18 protein-coding genes are annotated in these 20927 nt (G+C 74.0%); 9 read left to right on the top strand and 9 right to left on the bottom strand.

Features of this window, described 5'->3' with window-relative positions; all coding sequences use genetic code 11:
* Positions 1-30: 30 nt before the first annotated feature.
* The 3 genes from ABZ573_RS03930 to deoC are packed head-to-tail and all read right to left on the bottom strand — an operon-like array spanning position 31 to position 3244.
* The gene (locus ABZ573_RS03930; RefSeq protein WP_151457508.1) at positions 31-855 is read right to left on the bottom strand and encodes an aldehyde dehydrogenase family protein; all 825 of its coding nucleotides are present in this window, start codon (positions 853-855) and stop codon (positions 31-33) included.
* On the bottom strand, positions 848-2278 hold the full coding sequence (locus ABZ573_RS03935) for an aldehyde dehydrogenase family protein (RefSeq protein WP_151457507.1): 1431 nt from the start codon (positions 2276-2278) through the stop codon (positions 848-850). The genes ABZ573_RS03930 and ABZ573_RS03935 overlap by 8 nt, the downstream gene beginning before the upstream one ends.
* Positions 2279-2284: 6 nt before the next feature.
* Positions 2285-3244, bottom strand: coding sequence for a deoxyribose-phosphate aldolase (gene deoC, locus ABZ573_RS03940; RefSeq protein WP_311413747.1), 960 nt, complete (start codon positions 3242-3244; stop codon positions 2285-2287).
* Positions 3245-3376: 132 nt separating this feature from the next.
* Between deoC and upp the strand changes: the two genes are divergently transcribed.
* Positions 3377-4009, top strand: a complete 633-nt coding sequence (gene upp / locus ABZ573_RS03945; protein ID WP_089002050.1) for a uracil phosphoribosyltransferase — start codon at positions 3377-3379, stop codon at positions 4007-4009.
* A 77-nt stretch (positions 4010-4086) separates the two neighbouring features.
* A complete protein-coding gene (locus ABZ573_RS03950) occupies positions 4087-4764 on the top strand; it encodes a GPP34 family phosphoprotein (protein WP_358115402.1) in 678 nt (225 codons plus the stop codon).
* 209 nt (positions 4765-4973) lie between these two features.
* Here the strand turns inward: ABZ573_RS03950 and ABZ573_RS03955 are convergent, their stop codons facing one another.
* Together ABZ573_RS03955 and ABZ573_RS03960 are read right to left on the bottom strand one after the other, a co-directional pair.
* Positions 4974-6698: a phospho-sugar mutase gene (locus tag ABZ573_RS03955; protein ID WP_358115405.1), complete on the bottom strand. Its 1725-nt coding sequence runs from the start codon at positions 6696-6698 to the stop codon at positions 4974-4976.
* 47 nt (positions 6699-6745) lie between these two features.
* A complete protein-coding gene (locus ABZ573_RS03960; protein WP_327030465.1) occupies positions 6746-8914 on the bottom strand; it encodes a protein kinase in 2169 nt (722 codons plus the stop codon).
* A gap of 213 nt (positions 8915-9127) precedes the next feature.
* Between ABZ573_RS03960 and ABZ573_RS03965 the strand changes: the two genes are divergently transcribed.
* Both ABZ573_RS03965 and ABZ573_RS03970 read left to right on the top strand, forming a co-directional pair.
* Entirely contained in the window at positions 9128-10711 is a 1584-nt protein-coding gene (locus ABZ573_RS03965) for a methylmalonyl-CoA mutase family protein (RefSeq protein WP_358115409.1), read from the top strand.
* Between the two features lie 707 nt (positions 10712-11418).
* Positions 11419-12678, top strand: coding sequence for an amidohydrolase (locus ABZ573_RS03970; RefSeq protein WP_132233279.1), 1260 nt, complete (start codon positions 11419-11421; stop codon positions 12676-12678).
* On the opposite strand, the gene ABZ573_RS03975 is transcribed toward ABZ573_RS03970, so the two are convergent.
* Complete coding sequence (locus ABZ573_RS03975; protein WP_151455638.1) at positions 12635-13645, bottom strand: DUF4349 domain-containing protein; 1011 nt, start codon at positions 13643-13645, stop codon at positions 12635-12637. The genes ABZ573_RS03970 and ABZ573_RS03975 overlap by 44 nt on opposite strands.
* A gap of 116 nt (positions 13646-13761) precedes the next feature.
* Between ABZ573_RS03975 and ABZ573_RS03980 the strand changes: the two genes are divergently transcribed.
* From ABZ573_RS03980 to ABZ573_RS03995, 4 genes are all read left to right on the top strand, one after another.
* A complete protein-coding gene (locus tag ABZ573_RS03980) occupies positions 13762-14391 on the top strand; it encodes an MBL fold metallo-hydrolase (protein WP_151455639.1) in 630 nt (209 codons plus the stop codon).
* A 5-nt stretch (positions 14392-14396) separates the two neighbouring features.
* Positions 14397-15347: a hypothetical protein gene (locus tag ABZ573_RS03985; protein ID WP_358115413.1), complete on the top strand. Its 951-nt coding sequence runs from the start codon at positions 14397-14399 to the stop codon at positions 15345-15347.
* A gap of 28 nt (positions 15348-15375) precedes the next feature.
* Positions 15376-16119: a hypothetical protein gene (locus ABZ573_RS03990; RefSeq protein ID WP_132233287.1), complete on the top strand. Its 744-nt coding sequence runs from the start codon at positions 15376-15378 to the stop codon at positions 16117-16119.
* Between the two features lie 132 nt (positions 16120-16251).
* Entirely contained in the window at positions 16252-17214 is a 963-nt protein-coding gene (locus ABZ573_RS03995; RefSeq protein WP_151455641.1) for a GNAT family N-acetyltransferase, read from the top strand.
* A gap of 91 nt (positions 17215-17305) precedes the next feature.
* Here the strand turns inward: ABZ573_RS03995 and ABZ573_RS04000 are convergent, their stop codons facing one another.
* A complete protein-coding gene (locus ABZ573_RS04000) occupies positions 17306-17761 on the bottom strand; it encodes a gamma-glutamylcyclotransferase (RefSeq protein WP_132233291.1) in 456 nt (151 codons plus the stop codon).
* Positions 17762-17926: 165 nt separating this feature from the next.
* Here ABZ573_RS04000 and ABZ573_RS04005 point away from each other — a divergent pair, with 165 nt between their 5' ends.
* Positions 17927-19330 (top strand): NAD(P)H-quinone dehydrogenase, encoded by a 1404-nt coding sequence (locus tag ABZ573_RS04005; protein WP_151455642.1) that lies wholly within the window; start codon positions 17927-17929, stop codon positions 19328-19330.
* Here the strand turns inward: ABZ573_RS04005 and ABZ573_RS04010 are convergent.
* Together ABZ573_RS04010 and ABZ573_RS04015 are read right to left on the bottom strand one after the other, a co-directional pair.
* Positions 19308-19928, bottom strand: a complete 621-nt coding sequence (locus tag ABZ573_RS04010; RefSeq protein ID WP_358115418.1) for a DUF998 domain-containing protein — start codon at positions 19926-19928, stop codon at positions 19308-19310. The genes ABZ573_RS04005 and ABZ573_RS04010 overlap by 23 nt on opposite strands.
* Positions 19929-20023: 95 nt before the next feature.
* A complete protein-coding gene (locus tag ABZ573_RS04015; RefSeq protein WP_327030467.1) occupies positions 20024-20671 on the bottom strand; it encodes a DedA family protein in 648 nt (215 codons plus the stop codon).
* Positions 20672-20927: the final 256 nt, after the last annotated feature.

Consider the following 20927-nt stretch of genomic DNA (forward strand, 5'->3'; position numbering starts at 1 on the left):
GGCTCCCCGGAAAACCCCAGGACAGAACAGTCACACCCCCTTGGGGTGCCAGACCGTCTTCGTCTCCAGCAGCGTGGTCATCCGGGTGATGCCGGGGTCGGCGGACCAGTCGTGGTCGGCCGGGGCCGGCCGGAGCACCCGCTTGAGGTTCTGCGCCGCCTTGACCTCCAGCTCCGTCGCCAGCTCGGCGTCGGCCACCCCGGTCAGGTCGATGGCGTTGACGTCCATGTGGGCGGCCAGCGCCGGCACGGTCTCGGCGATCCGGCCGGTGAGCAGGTTGACCACGCCGCCGGGCAGGTCGGAGGTGGCGAGCACCTCCGCCAGGGTCACGGCCGCCAGGGGCTGCGTCGGCGAGGTCGCCACCACCACCGTGTTGCCGGTGACGATCGCCGGGGCGATCACGCTGACCAGGCCGAGCAGCGCCGGGGACTCCGGGGCCACCACGGCCACGACGCCGGTCGGCTCGGGCGCCGACAGGTTGAAGTACGGCCCGGCGACCGGGTTGGCGCCGCCGTAGACCTGGGGGAGCTTGTCGGACCAGCCGGCGTACCAGACCCAGCGGTCCACGGCCGCGTCGACCTCGTCGCCGGGCACGCCGAGGGCGACGAACTGCTCGCGCCGGCCCTCCAGCATCTCGGCGACCCGGTAGAGGATCTGACCCCGGTTGTACGCCGTCGCCCCGGCCCAGCCCTTCACGGCGGCGCGGGCGGCGACCACGGCGTCCCGCGCGTCCTTGCGGGAGGCGAGGGAAACGTTGGCGTCCTGCACGAGATACGACCGTCCCGACTCGCTGCGCGGGAACTTCCCGCCGATGAAGAGCTTGTACGTCTTGCGTACCGCGACCCGCTCAGACATTGAGGTAGCCCTCCAGCCCGTGCCGGCCGCCCTCGCGACCGTAGCCCGACTCCTTGTAGCCGCCGAAGGGCGAGGTGGGGTCGAACTTGTTGAACGTGTTGGCCCAGACGACGCCAGCGCGCAGCCGGTCGGCCATCCACAGGATCCGGGAACCCTTGTCGGTCCAGATCCCGGCCGACAGCCCGTACGGCGTGTTGTTGGCCTTCTCGACGGCCTCGGCCGGGGTGCGGAACGTCAGCACGGAGAGCACCGGGCCGAAGATCTCCTCGCGGGCGATCCGGTGCGCCTGGGTGACCCCGGTGAAGATCGTCGGCGCGAACCAGAAGCCGCGGTCCGGCAGCTCGCACGGCGGCGACCAGCGCTCCGCGCCCTCGGCGGACCCGGCGTCGGAGAGCTCCCGGATCCGCGCCAGCTGCGCGGCCGAGTTGATCGCGCCGATGTCGGTGTTCTTGTCCAGCGGGTCGCCGACGCGCAGCTGGGCCATCCGCCGCTTCAGCGACTCCAGCACCCGGTCGGCGACGTTCTCCTGGATCAGCAGCCGCGAGCCGGCGCAGCAGACGTGCCCCTGGTTGAAGAAGATCCCGTTGACGATCCCCTCGACGGCCTGGTCGACGGGGGCGTCGTCGAAGACGATGTTGGCGGCCTTGCCGCCCAGCTCCAGGGTGAGCTTCTTGCGGGTGCCGGCGACCGAGCGGGCGATGGCCCGGCCGACCTCGGTCGAACCGGTGAAGGCGACCTTGTCCACGCCCTGGTGCTCGACCAGCGCCCGGCCGGTCTCGCCGGCGCCCGTGACGATGTTGACCACGCCGGCGGGCAGATCGGCCTGCTGGCAGATCTCGGCGAAGAGCAGTGCCGTCAGCGGCGTCGTCTCGGCCGGCTTCAGCACCACCGTGTTGCCGGCGGCCAGCGCCGGGGCGATCTTCCACGCCAGCATCAGCAGCGGGAAGTTCCACGGGATGACCTGCGCGGCCACGCCGAGGGGGCGCGGGTTCGCGCCGAAGCCGGCGTGCTCCAGCTTGTCGGCCCAGCCGGCGTAGTAGAAGAAGTGCGCCGCGACCAGGGGCAGGTCGACGTCGCGCGACTCCTTGATCGGCTTGCCGTTGTCCAGGGACTCCAGCACGGCCAGCTCGCGGGAGCGCTCCTGAAGGATCCGGGCGATCCGGAAGAGGTACTTCGCCCGGTCCCGGCCCGGCATCGGGCCCCAGACCTTCTCGTACGCCTGGCGGGCGGCGCGGACGGCGCGGTCCACGTCCTGCGCGCCGGCCTCGGCGACCTCGGCGAGCACCTCCTCGGAGGCCGGGTTGACCGTCTTGAACGTGCCGCCGTCGGTGGGGTCCACGAACTCCCCGTCGACGAAGAGCCCGTAGGAGGCTTTCAGGTCCACCACCGAGCGGGACTCGGGGGCGGGTGCGTATTCGAACATCGGCTCTCAGTCCAGGGTGAAGTAGTCGGGACCGGAGTAGGTGCCGGTCGTCAGCTTGGTGCGCTGCATGAGCAGGTCGTTGAGCAGGCTGGAGGCGCCGAACCGGAACCAGTCCGGGTCCAGCCAGTCCGCGCCGACGGTCTCGTTGACCATCACCAGGTACTTGATGGCGTCCTTGGTGGTCTTGATGCCGCCGGCCGGCTTCACGCCGACCTGCCGGCCGGTGGCGGCCCGGAAGTCGCGGACGGCCTCCAGCATCACCAGGGTCACCGGCGGGGTGGCTGCCACCGGGACCTTGCCGGTGGAGGTCTTGATGAAGTCGCCGCCGGCCAGCATCGCCAGCCAGGAGGCGCGCCGCACGTTGTCGTACGTGGCCAGCTCGCCGGTCTCCAGGATGACCTTGAGGTGCGCGTCGCCGCAGGCCTCCTTGGTGGCCACGATCTCGTCGTAGACCTCCTGGTAGCGGCCGGCGAGGAAGGCGCCCCGGTTGATCACCATGTCGATCTCGTCGGCGCCGGCCGCCACGGCGGCCCGGGTGTCGGCGAGCTTGACCTCCAGCGGGGCCTGGCCCGACGGGAAGGCGGTCGCCACGCTGGCCAGGTGCACGCCGGAGCCGCGCAGCACCTCGGCAACGTGCGGGACCATCGCCGGGTAGACGCAGACCGCGCCCACGTGCGGGCAGGACGGGTCGGCCGGGTCGGGGCGCAGCGCCTTGGCCGCGAGGGCCCGCACCTTGCCCGGGGTGTCCGCCCCTTCGAGGGTGGTCAGGTCGACCATTCGGATCGCCAGGTCGATGGCCTGGGCCTTGGCGGTGGTCTTGATGGAGCGGGTGCCGAGTTGTGCCGCCCGCTGCTCCGCGCCGACCTGGTCCACGCCGGGCAGGCCGTGCAGGAAGGTCCGCAGAGCGGTCTCGGATCGTCCCAACTCGGAGAGCTCCGACCGGGCCGACGTCGCTGTCGCCGTCATGCCCCGAAGTCTACGCACCCGGCCGGACAGTGATCTTGGTCACCGTGCTGTCGCCGGCGCGGTGGTGAGCGAGGTCGCCGGTCCGGCCGCACCCGCAGTGCCGGGACGGGTGGACCGGTAGGTTGAGCGATCGTGGACGTACACGTCATTGACCATCCGCTCGCCCAGTCGCGGCTGACCGCCATGCGGGACGCGCGCACCGACTCCTCCTCGTTCCGGGCGGCGCTGCACGAACTCACCACCATGCTGGTGTACGAGGCCGCGCGCTCCTTCCCCGTCGAGAAGTACCCGGTGCAGACCCCCGTCACCGGCACCGAGGGCACCCGGCTGGCCAACCCGCCGCTGCTCGTACCGGTGCTGCGGGCCGGCCTGGGCATGGCCGACGCCGCGCTCGGCCTGCTGCCGGAGTCCTCGATGGGCTTCGTCGGCCTGGCCCGGGACGAGGAGACGTACGAGCCGCGCGCCTACATGGAGTCGCTGCCGCGCGACCTGAGCGGCCTGCCGGTGCTGGTGCTCGACCCGATGCTCGCCACCGGCGGCTCGCTGGAGCACTGCTGCCGGCTGCTGGCCGACCGGGGCTGCACCGACATCACCGTGCTCTGCGTGCTCGCCGCGCCCGTCGGCATCGAGCGGCTGGAGCGCTCCGGGCTGCCGCTGCGCCTGGTCACCGCCTCGATCGACGAGGGGCTCAACGACCGCATGTTCATCGTGCCGGGGCTCGGCGACGCGGGCGACCGCCAGTTCGGTGGCATGCCCCGCTTCTGAGGTCCGTCGCGCGGCTGCGCGTGAATCCGTGCGCGAGTCCGTGCGCGGGATGCGCGCAGCCGCTACCGTCTCCGGCCATGACTGGTGTTGCGCTCGCCGAAGAGCTGCTTCTCCTCGCGTACGACGACGAGACCGGCAAGGCGACCATGCCGCGGATCAGCCTCGACCTGGGGATGGCCGCCGCGGTGCTGATCGAACTGGCCCTGGCCGGGCGGATCGTGTACTCCGAGGGGTCCCTGACGGTGGTCGACCCGACGCCCACCGGCGAGCCGCTCGTCGACGGGGTCCTCGCCCGCATGGCCGCCGACACGCCCCACAGCCCCTCGTCCTGGGTGCAGCGGCTGCGGCACGGCCTGCGCGACAAGATCCTGGGTGACCTGTGCGCCCAGGGCGTGGTGCGCGACGTCGACGAGACCGAGCTGGGCTTCATCCACGTGCACCGCTACCCGACGGTGGACCCGGCCGTCGAGGCGGACACCCGACGCCGGCTCGCCGAGGCGCTGGCCAGCGGCGAGCTGCCCGACGAGCGGACGGCGGCCCTGGCCACCCTGGTCGCGGTGCTGCGGATGGAGCCGGCGCTCGGCCTGAGCGGTGACGCGGCCCGGGAGGCCCGGCAGCGGCTGGAGGAGATCGCCGGCGGCTCCGGCTTCTCCGGCACCGTCAGCCTGGACGACTCCGTGGTCCGCCCCTCCGTCGGCCTCGTCGTGGCCGCCCTGGGCAGCGCCGTGGACGCCGCCCTGGGCCCCCGCCGCTAACCACCCGACCTGGACCACCCCACCCGCCAACCCCCACCCCCACCCCGACCGGCGGCCCCCGGCGGCCCCCCGTCGCCGACCCTTGTCGATCAAGAAGTTTGCGTCCTGGAGAGGCGCGTTCCCTGACGCAAACTTCTTGATCACCTGGCCTCGCCCGGGGCGCCTGGCTGCGCGGCGGCGCGGTCCCGTGGGTGGGGGTGGGGGCAGCGTCAGAGGCCCAGGGTGGTGGCCATTTCCTTGCGGAGGGTGGCTACCGCGGCGGTGGCGCGGGCGCGGGCTGCGGCGACGTCGCCGTCCGCCACCGGCTCCACCACCTCCAGGTACGCCTTGAGCTTCGGCTCGGTGCCCGAGGGGCGGATCACCACCCGGGCGGTGCTGGTACGCAGGATCACCACGTCCGCCTCGGGGAGCAGGTCCTGCGCCTCGGTGACCGGCTGCCCGAGCAGCGTCGTCGGGGTGGCGGCCCGGATCCGGGCCATCGCGTCGGCGATCAGCCGTAGGTCGTCCACCCGTACGGAGAGTTGGTCCGTGTGGTGCACGCCGAACTCGGCGGCCAGCTCGTCCAGCCGGTCGGTCAGGGTGCGCCCCTGCGCCTTGAGCCCGGCGGCCAGCTCCGCCACGGTCAGCGCGGCGGTGATGCCGTCCTTGTCGCGTACGTGCTCCGGGGCGACGCAGTAGCCGAGCGCCTCCTCGTAGCCGAAGACCAGCGGCTGGGTCCCGCCGCCGGCCCGGACGATCCACTTGAACCCGGTCAGCGTCTCGTCGTACGGCAGGCCCCGGGCGGCACACATCGCCCGCAGCAGCGACGACGACACGATCGTGGTGGCGTACAGGCCGGTCACGCCGCGCCGCATGAGGTGGTCGGCCAGCAGCACACCCACCTCGTCGCCGCGCAGCATCCGCCAGCCGGGCGGGTTCCCCACCGCCTGATCCGGGCCGGCGACCGCTGCCTGCGTGCTCACCGCGGGACCGGTGTCCCGGACGGCCACCGCGCAGCGGTCCGCGTCGGGGTCGTTGGCGATGGCGATGTCCGCGCCCGTCGCCTCGGCCAGCGCGACCAGCCGGTCCACCGCCCCCGGCTCCTCCGGGTTGGGGAAGGAGACGGTCGGGAACGCGGGGTCCGGCTCGGCCTGCTCGGGCACCACACCGGGCACGGGGAAGCCCGCGCGGGCGAACGCCGCGGTGAGCACCGCCGCGCCCACCCCGTGCAGCGGCGTGTACGCCACCGCCAGGTCGCGCGACCCGTCCGGGTCGATGACGGCGGCGGCCCGCTCCACGTAGGAGGCCACCAGGTCGTCGCCGAGCACCTGACCGGCCGGCCCGAGGGGCACCTCGGCCAGCGACCCGACCGACCGGATCGCGGCCTCGATGCCGGCGTCGGCCGGGGGCACGATCTGGGCGCCGTCGCCGAGCGTCCCGCCCAGTTCCGCGCCGAGGTAGACCTTGTAGCCGTTGTCCTGCGGCGGGTTGTGGCTGGCGGTCACCATCACCCCGGCGACCGCCCCGAGGTGGCGCACCGCGTACGCGAGCACGGGGGTGGGCAGCGGGCGGGGCAGCAGCAGCGCCGGGCGTCCCACGCCGGTGGCGACCTGGGCGGTCCGCTCGGCGAACTCGCGGGAACCGTGCCGGGCGTCGTACCCGATCACCAGCGGGCCGGAGCCGCCCTGGGCGGCGAGCCAGCCGACCAGCCCGGCGGCGGCCCGCGTGACCACCGCGAGGTTCATCCCGTTGGGGCCGGCGCGCAGCGGGCCGCGCAGCCCGGCCGTGCCGAAGGTCAGCGGGCCGGCGAAGCGGTCGGCCAGCTCCGGGGCGCTCGCCGGCAGGCGGTCGAGCACCGCCCGCAACTCCTCCCGGCTGGCCGGGTCGGGATCGTCGTCGAGCCAGCGCCGTGCTTGCTCGCGAATGTCGTCGATGTCAGTGGTTTCCGCCGGCATGTCTCTTGATAGCACGCCGGCGGATCACCACCGCGCTTCCCCCGGGCTCAGCCGGCCTCGGTGAGCTGGAACGACTTCACCATCTCGTCGAAGATCGGCCGGCTGTCGGCGAACTTCGTGTCGGTCGAGGTGAGGTAGAACGAGTAGACCTTGCCCTCGTGGACCACGCCGCGCCACACGCCGTGCCGCTTGGCCTCGCCCTCGCCGCAGGTGTACTCGAACTCGGCCGCCGCCTTGCCGACCCACTGCACCTCGTTCATGGCGAGCTGGGCGTACGGCTTGGCGCAGGACTTGGAGCGGTTCTTCAGACCGTCCTCGGCGACCTCGGCCCAGCGCATCGAGTTGGTGCGGAAGTCCTCCACCAGGATCCGGACCTTGCGGCCCTCGTCCTCCGGGTCGACGTAGTCCACCCAGTTGCCGGCGCTCTTGATCTCCCAGCCCTGCGGCACCATGACCCGTACGCCCTTGCCGGTGTGCTCCTTCATCTCGGGCACGCCGGCGGCCGGGGCCTGCGACGTCGGGGCGGCCTGCGGGACGGTCGGCGCCGGGTCGTCGCCGCCGGTGAAGAGGACGACCGCCCCGATCAGCAGCAGTGCGGCCAGGCCGCCGGCGGCGGCGAGCTGCACCTTGCGCGGCCAGCCCTTGACGGTGCCGACGAGCTGGTTGCCGACGGCGCCGACCCGGCCGCCGAAGCCACCGCCCGAGTCGCTCGTGGCGGGCGCGGTGGCGGGGGTCGCCCACGGCTGCCCGGTGCCCGGTACCGACCACTGGCCGCCGCCGTAGGTGCCGCCGAGGTGCTGGGTGGCCTCCGGCGGCGGTGCGCCGAAGACGGGCGCTCCGACGCCCACCCGCTGGGTGGCCTCCGGCGGGGTGCCGAAGGTGGGCGTGCCCGCCTTCACCCGCTGGGTCGCCTCGGTCGGGCCGCTGAAGCCGACCAGGCCGGCGGCGTTGGTGCGCAGCTGCTGGGTGGCGTCCGACCCGCCGGACGTCATCCGCTGGGTCGCCTCGGCGCCGCCGTAGGTGCGGCCGGCCGGCGTGGACCCGCTCGGCGCGGGCATCGCGCCGGTGGGGGTGTGCAGCGGCCCGGCCAGGGCGTCGGCGCTGGTGTCGTCCATCGCGGCGGGGCTCGCGGCGAGGGCGGCCTGCGCGGGGCGCTCGCCCCGGCGCAGCGCCGCCAGCCGGTCGGTGAGCGACTCGCCGGGGTTGAGCATCGCCCGGCCGCCGATCTGCCCGCTCGGCTTCGGCTGCTCCGGCTCGGCGGCCGGCGGGGTCGGCACGGGCCGCTGCACCGGGACCACCGAGTAGGGGTCGGTCACCGAGTTCACGGCGGCGGCGTTGCTGGTCAGCGGGCCGGCGAGCAGCTCGCGCAGCATGGCCCGGGCGGTGTGCACGTCGAGGCGGCGGGCCGGGTCCTTCTCCAACAGGCCCATCAGCACCCGGGCCAGCGGCCCGCTGCGCTGCGGCGGGGCGGGCGGGTCCTCGACCACGGCGTGCATGGTCTCGATCGGGTCGCCCTTGTCGAACGGGGGCCGCCCCTCCACCGCCGTGTAGAGCGTGACGCCCAGCGAGAATAGGTCGCTCGGCGGGCCGAACTCCTGGCCCATCGCCCGCTCGGGGGAGATGAAGTGCGGCGAGCCGAGCACCATCCCGGGGGTGGTGAGCTGCACGTCGGTGGGCATCCGGGCCACGCCGAAGTCGGTCAGCACGCAGCGCCCGTCGGCGCAGATCAGCACGTTGGCCGGCTTGACGTCGCGGTGCAGCACGCCGATCGCGTGCGCCACCTCCAGCGCGCCGAGCAGGGCGATGCCGATCTTGGCGACCACCCGCTGCGCGACCGGCCCGTCCTCGATCACCATGTCTGCGAGGCTGCGGGCGTCGAGCAGCTCCATCACGATCCACGGCCGGCCGCCCTCGGTGACCACGTCGTAGACCTGGACGACGGCCGGGTGCTGGATGGCCGCCGCCGCGCGGGCCTCGCGAAGGGTGCGCTCGTACATGGCGTCGCGGTCGCTGGGGGCCAGCCCCGGGGGCAGGACGACCTCCTTGACGGCCACGTCCCGCCGCAGGAGTGTGTCCGTGGCACGCCAGACCGTGCCCATGCCGCCGTTGCCCACCGCCGAGCGCAGCGAGTAGCGCTCGCCGATGGTCGTGCCGGGCGTCGCGCGTCCGTTGGGGGAACTGACTGGTCCGCCGCTCCACGTCGGGATCTGAGTCACAGAAAAGCCACCGGGGGAATTCGAGGGGGGCTGGGACACAACCCCCCTATCTTGCTGGTTCCGACGCCCGATGCGAAACCCGACGCGGCGGACGTTTGTCGAACTGGACGGTACGTGTCCGAGCGTTCACCTCTCGTCGATGCCCGTCGACGTGTCGCCCGGTGTGCGGTATCCCTCACCCGCCGACGCCGTCGCGCGTCCTACCATCCGCTAATGAGCGAACCGCGGTCAAGCGAGTCCGGTTTTCCGATCAAGGGCGTCTACACGGCCGCGGACCTTCCGGAGGACCTGGATTCCCGGCTCGGCGGCCCGGGCGAGTTTCCGTACGCGCGCGGGGTCTACCCCACCATGTACACCTCCCGCCCCTGGACCATGCGCCAGTACGCCGGCTTCGGCACCGCCACCGAGTCCAACGCGCGCTACCACCAGTTGTTGCGGGCCGGCACGATGGGTCTCTCCGTGGCCTTCGACCTGCCGACGCAGATGGGCTACGACTCCGACGACCCGATCGCGCACGGCGAGGTGGGCAAGGTCGGGGTGGCCATCGACTCGATCGACGACATGCGGCTGCTCTTCGACGGCATCCCGCTCGACAAGGTCTCGACCTCGATGACCATCAACGCGCCCGGCTCGGTGCTGCTCCTGCTCTACCAGCTCGTGGCCGAGGAGAACGGGGTCGCCGGCTCGGCCCTCAACGGCACGATCCAGAACGACATCCTGAAGGAGTACATCGCCCGCGGGACGTACATCTTCCCGCCGAAGCCCTCGCTGCGGCTGGTCGCCGACACCTTCGGCTACTGCCGCAAGGAGGTGCCGAAGTGGAACACCATCTCCATCTCCGGCTACCACATGGCCGAGGCCGGCGCGTCGCCCGCGCAGGAGATCGCGTTCACCCTGGCCAACGGCGTCGAGTACGTCCGGGCCGCGCTGGAGGCCGGCTTGGCCGTGGACGACTTCGCGCCCCGGCTGTCGTTCTTCTTCGTCGCCCGCACCACCCTGCTGGAGGAGGTGGCCAAGTTCCGGGCCGCCCGCCGGATCTGGGCCCGGCTGATGCGCGACGACTTCGGCGCCAAGAACCCGAAGTCGCTGATGCTGCGCTTCCACACCCAGACCGCGGGCGTGCAGCTCACCGCCCAGCAGCCGGAGGTCAACCTGGTCCGGGTGGCGGTGCAGGGCCTCGGCGCGGTGCTCGGCGGCACCCAGTCGCTGCACACCAACAGCTTCGACGAGGCGATCGCGCTGCCCACCGAGAAGGCGGCCCGGCTGGCGCTGCGCACCCAGCAGGTGCTGGCGTACGAGACGGACCTGACCGCCACCGTCGACCCGTTCGCCGGCTCGTACGTGGTGGAGGCGATGACCGCCGAGATCGAGGCGGCGGCGACCGAGCTGATGGAGCGGGTGGCCGACCACGGCTCGGCGGTCGACGCCATCGAGGCGGGCTTCCAGAAGCGGGAGATCGAGCAGTCCGCGTACCGGATCGCGCAGGAGATCGACTCCGGCGAGCGGGTGGTGGTGGGCCTCAACCGGTTCACCGTCGACGAGGAGGAGCCGTACGAGCCGCTGCGGGTCGACCCGACGATCGAGGCGGCGCAGGCCGAGCGGCTGGCGCGGCTGCGCGCCGAGCGCGACGCCGGGGCGGTCGAGCGGGGACTGGCTGAGCTGCGGGCCGCCGCCGAGGGCACGGAGAACGTGCTCTACCCGATGCGGGATGCGCTGCGGGCCCGCGCCACGGTGGGCGAGGTCTGCGGCACCCTGCGCCAGGTGTGGGGGCTGTACCGCCCGAGCGACCGGTTCTGATCACGTCGGCCGACGGCCGTCCGACCTCCCGCCGCGTCGGGGGCGGGCGGCCGTCGGCGTCCGGTGCGGCGCCGCTTCACCCGTGCGCCGTAACCGGCCGGTGCACGTCCGGGTAACGACCCGCCCACGGCGCGTTCCTGCTGGTCGCGGGCGTGCGGGGCGGAGCGCTACAGTCGGAGCAGACGCTGGCCGCCCATCGGCGGCGCGGGCGCGTGGAGCAGTCCCGGCGACGCCGCCGGAGGGCCGCGCGCGGTGCGGGGCGACGTGGCCGACCGGCCACGGCGTGTGCCGGACGGGTTCGGGGGTAACCCGACCGGGTGGACGTGGACGCACACGGTGTGCGGTTGGTCGGCGACGGGGTGTGTGACCGTCTCGGGTGCCCTCGCTCGGGCGATGGTCGGGTAATTGTCGGAGTGTCCGTCGGTGTGACCGACTAATGCGACAATTCGGAAAAGCGGCCTCTGCGATCGGCATCGATTTCGCGGCGGCCGGGCCGATTACGCGTTGTAGGAGGTGGGGGGCGGATGACGGCGTTCGACCGCGATCTACCTGCTGTCCCGCAGATCTACGAGCGCTCCGAGCAGGGCATACGTGACGCTGCGCGGTCCGACGGCTACCGGAACGACGTTGCGCAGCGTCACCGTCGGAGGTCTAGGCTGTCTGCTGTTCCTGATGATCCATCCATCTCTAGCGAACGAGAATTCGACGTGACGAGTGCGTTGACGCTGCCCACCGGCAACCAGCTGGCGTCGTCCTGGCCGGAGGCGCCGTCCGGCTCCCAGCCCCTGCCGTTCGAGCTGGACCACCTGCTCGCCCTCCGGGTGCCCGGGCTGATCGCCACCCGTCGCCACCTCCACTCCCACCCGGAGCTCTCCGGCGAGGAGTTCGAGACGGCCGCCCTGATCGCCCGGGAGCTCACCCTGGCCGGGCTGAGGCCGCGGCTGCTGCCGAAGGGCAACGGGGTCATCTGCGACATCGACGGCCGCCCCGACGGCCCGGTGGTCGCGCTGCGCGCCGACATCGACGCCCTGCCGCTGACCGACTCGAAGGACGTGCCGTACCGCTCCACGGTGGACGGCGTCTGCCACGCCTGCGGCCACGACGTGCACACCACCGTGATGCTCGGCGTCGGCATGCTGCTGGCCCAGCTCGCCGACCTCGGCGAGCTGCCCGGCCGGGTCCGGCTGATCTTCCAGCCCGCCGAGGAGATCCTGCCCTGCGGCTCGCTGGAGGTCATCGAGGCCGGCGGCCTGGACGACGTGGTGCAGATCTTCGCGCTGCACTGCGACCCCAACCTGCCGGTCGGGCAGATCGGCCTGCGGGTCGGCCCGATCACCGCCGCCGCCGACAACGTCACCGTCCGGCTCACCGGCCCGGGCGGGCACACCGCCCGCCCGCACCTGACCGTCGACCTGGTCGACGCGCTGGGCCGCCTGATCACCGAGGTGCCGGCCCTGGTCAGCCGCCGGGTGCCGGCCAACAGCGGGCTGCTGCTGGTCTTCGGCCACGCCTCGGCCGGCACCCGTTACAACGTCATCCCCTCCGAGGCGTGCGCCTCCGGCACCCTGCGGGTGATGGACCGCGACACCTGGGAGCTGGCCCCCAAGATCGTGGGTCAGGTGGTCCGCGACGTCGTCGCGCCGACCGGTGCCACCGTCGACCTGGAATACCTGCGGGGCCGCCCGCCCGTGTGCAACGACTCCCGGGCCATCCAGGTCCTGACCGGCGCCACCGTCGCCGCGCTCGGGCCGGAGGGCGTCGCCGAGACCCCGCAGAGCATGGGCGGCGAGGACTTCTCCTGGTACCTGGAGTACGTCCCCGGCGCGCTCGCCCGGCTGGGCGTCGGCCGCTCCGGCCCGAACGTGGACCTGCACCGGGCCTCGTTCGACGCGGACGAACGGGCCATCCCGGTCGGCGTACGACTCATGGTCCAGACCGCGCTGCGGGCACTGGCGGCGGCGCGGTAGGCGGCAGCGGCGCGGCCGGTCCGGTCGGCGTCATCGCCGGCGGGGCCGTACGCCGCCGCCGGCGCAGCACCACCAGCAGCACCGCCACCGGTACGCCGATCGCCAGCAGCCACGGCAGCACCGCGCCCAGCACCGTCAGCAGGATGGTCATTGAGGTCAGGAAGACCTTCCAGCCGCCCTTGAGCCCCACCAGGAAGCCGACCTCGGTCTCCTCGTCGGCGGTGCTCGCGTCGGGGCCGACCAGCGACACGGTGATCGTCGACAGGCTGGTCAGGTCCGCCAGCCGCTCCTTCTTCGCCTCCAGCGAGGCGAGGTCGGCCTCCCGGCGCGACAGCTCGTTCTCCAGCGACACCAGATCGCTGATCGAGGTGGCCCGGGCCAGCAGCTTGCGGGCGCTCTCCACCCGGGCGCGCTGCGTGGTGATCCGCGCGTCCAGGTCGACCATCTGCTCGGTGACGTCCTCCGTGCGGATCTCCCGCCGCTGCTGCCGGCCGAGCTTCGCCAGCTCGTCGACGACGCCGTGGAACTTCGCCGCCGGCACCCGCAGCTCCAGCTCGGCCCGCGCGTCCGCGTCGGCGCTGCGCCGCTGGTCGCCGCCGATGAAACCGCCGGCCGCCGTGACCGTGGCGATCGCGCTCCGCGCCGCCTCGTCCACATCGTCCACCTGCACGCGCATCGTGCCCGTGTAGATGATGGAGCGCTGGTCGACCCGCAGGTCCGGTGCGCCGGCGCCGCTGCCCTGCTCGGCCTTGCCACCGCCCCGCTCCGCCGCGCCACCCGCCGGGTCCGCAGCGCCACCGGCCTGGTCCGCCGCGCCACCGGCCCGGTCCCGCTCCGCTGGGGCCGCCGCCGGTCCGCTGTCGGCGTTGTCCCGCGCGTCGCTGCCGCAACCCGCGAGCGCGAACAGCGCCACCAGCGCGGCGGCCGTCAGCCGTACGCCTCGACGTCGCCGATCCCGTCCGTCCATTCCGCCTCCATCGTCCTCGCCCCCGTGCGGGGCGATACCTCAGACGTGACGCGTCCCCACGTCGGTTCCGGCAGACTGCGCTCAGGACATCACGATTCGATAATCTTGGAGTCACGATGCAGCTCACCAAGTACGCCCACTCCTGCCTGCGGGTGGAACACGACGGGGGAGTGCTGGTCATCGACCCGGGCGTGTTCAGCGATCCGGCTGCGCTCGACGGGGCCGACGCGGTGCTCATCACCCACGAGCATCCCGACCACCTCGACGTCGAGGCGGTCACCCGGCAGCTCGACCGACGGCGCTTCGTCATCCACGGGCCGGCGTCACTGGCCGACACCCTGGGCGACGCCGCCGAGGCGCTCGACGCGGTCCGGCCCGGACAGGCGTTCACGGCCGCCGGCGTGCCGGTACGCGCCCACGGCGGCCGGCACGCCGTGATCCACCCCGACATCCCGGTGATCGACAACCTGGCGTACCTGCTGAACGACACGGTGTACCACCCCGGGGACAGCCTGGTCGTCCCCGAGGACGCGCAGGTCGACACGCTCTTTCTGCCGATCCACGCGCCGTGGACGAAGTTCTCCGAGTCGCTGGACTTCCTCCGGGCGGTCGCCCCGCGCCGGGCGTACGCGCTGCACGACGGGCTGCTCAACGACAACGGGCTCAACGTGCTCAACGGCAACTTCACCCGGCTGTCCGACGTGGAGTACCGCCGGCTCGAACCGGGCACCCGGATCGACGCCTGACGGCGATGCCCGGCCCGCCCCGAGAGCTGGTGCACCGGCTATACACCACCCCGCCGGACCGGTTCGTCGCGATCCGCGACGAGGCCGTCGCCGAGGCCCGCCGCGCCGGCGACCCGAAGGCCGCCCGGGAGATCGCCCGGCTGCGCCGGCCCACCGTGGCCGCCTGGCTGGTCAACCTGCTCGCCATCCGCCGCCCCGAGCTGGTCGCCGACCTGGCCCAGCTCGCCGAGGCCCTGCGCACCGCCCAACGCGAACTGCGCGGGCCCCGGCTGCGGGAACTCTCCACCCAGCGGCGGGCGGTGGTCGGCGCGCTCGTCGCCGAGGTACGCAAGCTGGCGGCCGGGGCGGAGGAGGCCCCGCCGGCCGGGAAGCTGCCGCTGGGCGAGGTGGAGGCCACCCTCAACGCCGCGCTGGCCGACACCGACGTCGCCGAACAGGTCCGCTCCGGCCGGCTGCTGCGGGCCGCCACGTACGCCGGCTTCGGCGAGGTGCCCCGCCCCCAGTTGCGGCTGGTGACCGGCGGGGAGGAGCCGGAGCCGGAGCCCCGGCCCGAGCCGACCGGGAAGCAGCGGGGCGGCGTCGACCGGGCCGCGCTCCGCGCCGAGCAGGCGGAACGGGCCGCCCGGGCGGAGCGGGCGCGCCGCCGACGGGCGCTGGAGAAGGAGCTGGCCAGGGCGCGTACCGACCAGGAACGCGCCGAGGCGGAGCTGGCCGGCGCGACGGCGGCCGAGCGCGACGGCGTCGGCGCGCTGGACGCGATCGAGGCGGAACTGGCCGAGCTGGAGCGGCGCCGGGCCGTCGCCGAGCAGGACCTGAGCCGGGCGAGGCTGGCCCGGCGCGGGGCGGAACGCACGGTGACGGCCCGGCGCCGCCGCGCCGGCGAGGTCGAGGCGGCGATGGAGGCCCTCGACGCCGAAGAGGGGGATGCCGAGTCGGGCGGCGGCGCGGCAGACTGACCCCTGTGGACGGACGGGGAGCGGGCGGATGACGCCGGAACAGGTCGCCGCGGCCAGCAAGCCGATCGTGCTGGACCTCGGCGACGTCTTCACCCGCTGCCCGACCACCCTGCGGCGGGCCCGGCTGCTCGGCATCCCCGGCTGGGCGTTCTACGTCACCGGGCGGGCCGGCGCCCTCGGGGACGTGCGCGCCGAGACGGTCGCCGCCGCCCTTGGCTTCCTGGCCCCCGAAGCGGTCGCCGACGGCTGGGACGCGGCCCGCCGGGTCGTCCCGCCGGTCGAGGTGGCCGCCGCCACCATGGTCGAGTGCTGCCGGTGGGGCGAGGAGCGGCTCGACGCCCTCGCCGGGGTGAGCCGGCTCGCCGCCCTGCTCAGCCGCGCGGTCGACGCCGCGGACGCCAGCGGCATGCCGCTCTTCGCGGCCTGGCGCGCCATGCCGGTGCCGGTCCGGACGGCCGGCGCCCGGGCGGCCGTCGGCCTGCGCCTGCTCCGGGAGCACTTCGCCGGGGCCCACCTGATCGCGGTCCGGGCCAGCGGGATGACCCCGCTGGAGGCCGTGCTCGCCGGCCCGGACGGGGAGGCGGGCGCGGTCGCCTGCGGCTGGCCGCCGCCGTACCCGCCGGTCGGGCCGTTGGTGCGCAGGCGGCTCTGGGCCGAGGCGGTGACCGACCGGCTGGCCTCACCGGCCTTCGCGGCGCTCGGCCCGGCCGACGGCACCGAACTGGTGGAGCTGCTCACCGCGACCCGGGCCCACCTGACCGACCCGGGCTGAGCCGCCGCGCCGGACCCCGGCCCGCGCCGGAACGGGGCCCGCGCCGGAACCCGGCCCGTGCCGGACCCCGGCCGCCGGGGCGGGCCGGAAAATCGGCGGCGACCCGCCGGCCCGCCTGTCAGGATCGCCCCCGTGACTCTTCCCGCCGGCTGGCACGCCCGCCGACCCACCCTGGACGACGTACCGGCGATCCTGGCGGTGGTGCACGCCGCCGACACCTTCGCCATCGGCTATCCGGACTTCGACGCCGACGACGTGCGCGACGCGCTCACCGCGCCGCACGTCGACCCGGAGCGGGACTCCTGGGTGGTGACCGATCCGGAGGGCGCTCTGGTGGCCTGGGCGATCCTGCAGAACGAGACCGGGATGGGCCGGGAGTTCGTCGACGTGTTCGTCGACCCGGCCCGGGGCGCGGAGGTGCGGGGGCCGCTGCTGGCCCGGCAGCTGGACCGGGTGGCCGCGCGGGCCGCCGAGCGCGGCCTGCCGGACCTGACCGTGCGCTGCCCCGCCTGCGAGCCCGAGCGCCGGTGGGCAGCCGAGCTGACCGAGGCGGGGTTCGACTTCGTCAAGCGGTACCAGCTCCTGCGCCGTTCGTTGGCGGGGGTGCCCGGCGAGCCGCCGCCACCGCCGCCCGGGGTGACGGTCCGGCCGGTGCGTCCCGGCGACGAGTCGGAGCTGCGCGACTTCCACCGGATCTTCGACACCGCCTTCCGCGACACCCCCGACTACGAGCCGTCGGGCTACGACCGGTGGCGGGCCCTCATCAGGCCCGGGACGGCCTGGGACGAGTGGTTCGTCGCCGAGGTGGACGGGCAGCCCGCCGGCGTACTCCGGTCGTCCGACCAGGCGCTCGACCGGAACGAGGGATGGGTCAGGAACCTCGCGGTGCTGCCCGGTCACCGGCGTCGCGGGGTGGGCGCGGCACTGCTGAACCACGCGTTCGCCCGGTACGCGGAGAAGGGCCGGGAGACCGTCGGCCTCGGGGTCGACCTGGCCAACCCGACCGCCCCGCTCTCGCTCTACCGGTCGGTGGGGCTGCGCGAGGTGCGCTGGGTCGACATGTACGAGCTGGTCGTGCCGGCCACCGGTGTGTGATTGACGACGCCGGGCGGGGCCGGATGGGGGCCCCGCCCGGTGCCGGAGCAGACTGGGGGCCGTGGGATACGCGCGGGGCCGACCGTACGGGCTAGGCCGACGCGGTGCCGGTGGGGCGGGACCGCAGCTCGGTGACGTAGTCGTCCGGCGCGCCCGCCTTCTCGGCGGCGTTCGCGATCTCCGAGAGGTACCACGCCGTGGGCAGCCCGCCCTCGTACCCGTCGAAGACGTAGATCCACGCGGTCACGTCGCCGTCGAGGGTGGAGATCCGCACGTGCAGCTTGCGGTACGTGCCGGCGGTCACCCCCTCCAGCTCGTCGAGCTGGGCGGCGTCGTAGGGGTGGATGTCGTAGATCGCCACGAAGACCCGGTCGCCGGGCGACTCGACGACCGTGCTGACCGCACCCTCCCAGCCGATCACGTCCTCGCCCGCGAAGGTGAGCCGCCAGCCTTCCAGCCAGCCGGTGCCCACCATCGGCGAATGCGGACAGTAGGCGCGCATGCGGGCGGGGTCGAGGTTAGAGCCGTAGGCGGCGTGATGACGCACGGCGATGACGATAGCCCGCCCACGGGCTGGGGGAGAATACGACTGAGCGTGTCGGACGCGTTCGGGAGAAGAAAGTCACTGTGAGCATTGGTGGGGGGCGGGCACGGTGAGCGCGAGGAGCGCAGCGGAGCGGAGCCCCGCAGTCGCGAACGAAAGGATGGCCCTGTGAGCCGGATCGTGATCATCGGCGGTGGACCGGCCGGCTACGAGGCGGCCCTGGTCGCCGCGCAGCTGGACGCTGATGTCACCGTCGTGGAGGCCGAGGGCGCCGGCGGGGCCTGCGTGCTGTCCGACTGCGTGCCGTCGAAGACCTTCATCGCCAGCTCGGAGGTGGTGACCGGCTACCGGGACACGGAGGAGTTCGGGGTGGACTCCGACGGCCTGGAGGCGGTCACGGTCGACGCCGGCGCGGTGCACGAGCGGGTCAAGCGCCTCGCGCTCGCCCAGTCCGCCGACATCCACGCCAAGCTGGTCAAGGCCGGGGTGACCTTCGTGTCGGGCACCGCCCGGCTCGGCGAGGACACCCTCGGGCACACCCACCGGGTGCTCGTCACCCCGACCGACGGCGGCGGCGAGCAGTCCATCGCCGCGTCGACCGTGCTGGTCGCCACCGGCGCCACGCCGCGCCAGCTGCCCACCGCCGTACCGGACGGCGAGCGCATCCTGACCTGGCGCCAGGTGTACGACCTGCCGGAGCTGCCCGAGCACCTGATCGTGGTCGGCTCCGGTGTCACCGGCGCGGAGTTCGCCAGCGCCTACCTGGCGATGGGCGTGCAGGTGACGCTGGTGTCGAGCCGCGATCGGGTGATGCCGCACGAGGACGCCGACGCGGCCATGGCCATCGAGCGGGTCTTCCGCACCCGGGGCATGAGCATCCTCAACAACTCCCGGGCCGACGCGGTCCGGCGTACCGCCGACGGGGTGGAGGTCGAGCTCTCCGACGGCCGGAAGGTGGCCGGCTCGCACGCGCTGATCGCGGTCGGCTCCATCCCCAACACCGCCGACCTGGGCCTGGCCGAGTACGGCGTCGCGCTGGCCCGGGGCGGCTACGTCACCGTCGACCGGGTCTCCCGGACCAACGTGCCCGGCATCTACGCGGCCGGCGACTGCACCGGGGTGCTGCCGCTGGCCAGCGTCGCCGCCATGCAGGGCCGGATCGCGATGTGGCACGCGCTCGGCGAGGCGGTCCGGCCACTGCGGCTGCGTACCGTCGCGGCGAACGTGTTCACCGACCCGGAGCTGGCCACCGTGGGCGTCTCGCAGGACGAGGTCGACTCGGGCAAGGTGCCGGCCCGGCAGGTCATGCTGCCGCTGGACGGCAACGCCCGCGCGAAGATGGACGGCCTCGCCGACGGCTTCGTCAAGCTCTTCTGCCGCCCGGCCAGCGGGCAGGTGATCGGCGGCGTGGTGGTGGCGCCGAAGGCGAGCGAGCTGATCCTGCCGATCACCATGGCGGTGGAGAACAACCTCACGGTCAACGAGCTGGCCCAGACGATCACGATCTACCCGAGCCTGTCCGGCTCCATCACCGAGGCCGCCCGCCAGCTCATGCTGCACGAGCTGGAGTGATCCGCCGGAGCAGGGCGACCGCGACGACGACGAGCACGGCGACCTCGGTGAGGATCAGCAGGCGCTCGACCAGGCCGAGCAGCAGCCGGTCGCCGGGGTAGGCGGACCAGACCATCGCCGCCGCCAGGACCACGCTGGCCGTGGCGAGACCGCGTACCCGGCGGCCCGCGGCTGCCGGCAGGCGTCGGGCGAGCAGCCAACCGGCGGCCGGCAGCGCCAGGAAGGCGACCACCGAGGCGTACCGGTGGACGTAGGCGGCGGTGTCCATGGGCAGGCCGGGCTCGTTCGTCGGCACCACCGCGGCCAGCAGCAGCCCGCCGACCCAGGCGGCCAGGAAGGCCTCCGCCGCCCGCCCCGCTCCGGTGGCGGCCGGCCGGTGGCCGCGCCACAGGGCGGGCAGGAGCACGGCGGTGGCCGCGGCGAGCACCAGCATGGCGACGTCGATGACGCCGCCCCGGTCGGAGACGGCGTAGTCGCTGACGGTCAGCGTCCACGGGTCCAGGTTCTCGCTCACCTCGACGTGGCCGATCACGGCGAGCAGCGTCGCCAGGGCGATCCCGCCGAGGGCCAGCAGTCCACTGTTCCGGGTTCCGCGCATGGCTCAGCCTGTCCCGCGAGGGACCCCAGACGGATCCGGGCCGCCCACCGAGATCGGTCCCCGGGACCACCCCTAGGCGGCGCCGGGGCGGCCGGTCACTCCGCCCCGGGCGCGTCCCGCCTCGCCGCGACGACGACCGGCACCGCGACCGACTCGGCCGCCCGCCGGGCCCCGACGGCGGTCATGGCCCAGCCCGCCGCCGCGAAGCCGGCCGCCGCGACCCCCGCGATCAGCGCCAGCCGCCACGCGGACTCGGTGAGCGCCGTCCCGCCGAGGTGCCCGACCAGCCCGCCGTACGTCGCCCAGGCCAGCGCCGCCAGGCCCTCGTAGAGCAGGAAAAGGCGGTACGGGTACCGGCTGCGGCCGGCCGAGAAGCAGGCGGCCATCCGTCCGCCGGGCACGAAGCGGCAGAGCAGGATCACGAGCGGCCCGGGTCGGCGCAGCCCCTGGGTGACCCGGCTGGCGACGCGCCGGGCCCGGCCCCGTTGGGCGTCGCGCGGCGCCCGGCGGTCCGGCGCGCCCCGCCCGAGCAGGTAGCAGGCCAGGTCCCCGACGAAGACGCCGAGCGCGCCGACGGCGATGGTCACCGGCAGGTTCAGCCCGCCGTACACGGTGAGGGCGCCCCCGGTGATCATCACGACCTGGGTGGGGATCACGGGGACGAAGGCGTCGGCGACCAGCAGCGCGAGCAGTGCGAGGTACGCCCAGGCCGGCGTTGCGACCTCAGTGAGTAGTTCGGGCACGACTGCCACCTCGCCGGACGGGGCCGATTGCGGGTACCGAGCCTGACGGGTCGCCCGGCGTCACGGGGCGGGACCCTGGCGCGTGGTGACCACCGACACGGCAGGGCCACCGGACACAACGAGCGGAGACCGCCGCAGGTGACGGATGGGCGCGGCGGCGAGGGTCGGCGGACCGGGGCACCCCGGCGTACCGTTGTCGGGGCGCGGCCCCACGACCGTCGGGTCCCCCGTTCCTGACGGTGCGGCCGCCGCGGGC

The sequence above is a fragment of the Micromonospora sp. NPDC007220 genome (genome assembly GCF_040634035.1).
Taxonomy (GTDB): Bacteria; Actinomycetota; Actinomycetes; order Mycobacteriales; family Micromonosporaceae; genus Micromonospora; species Micromonospora reichwaldensis.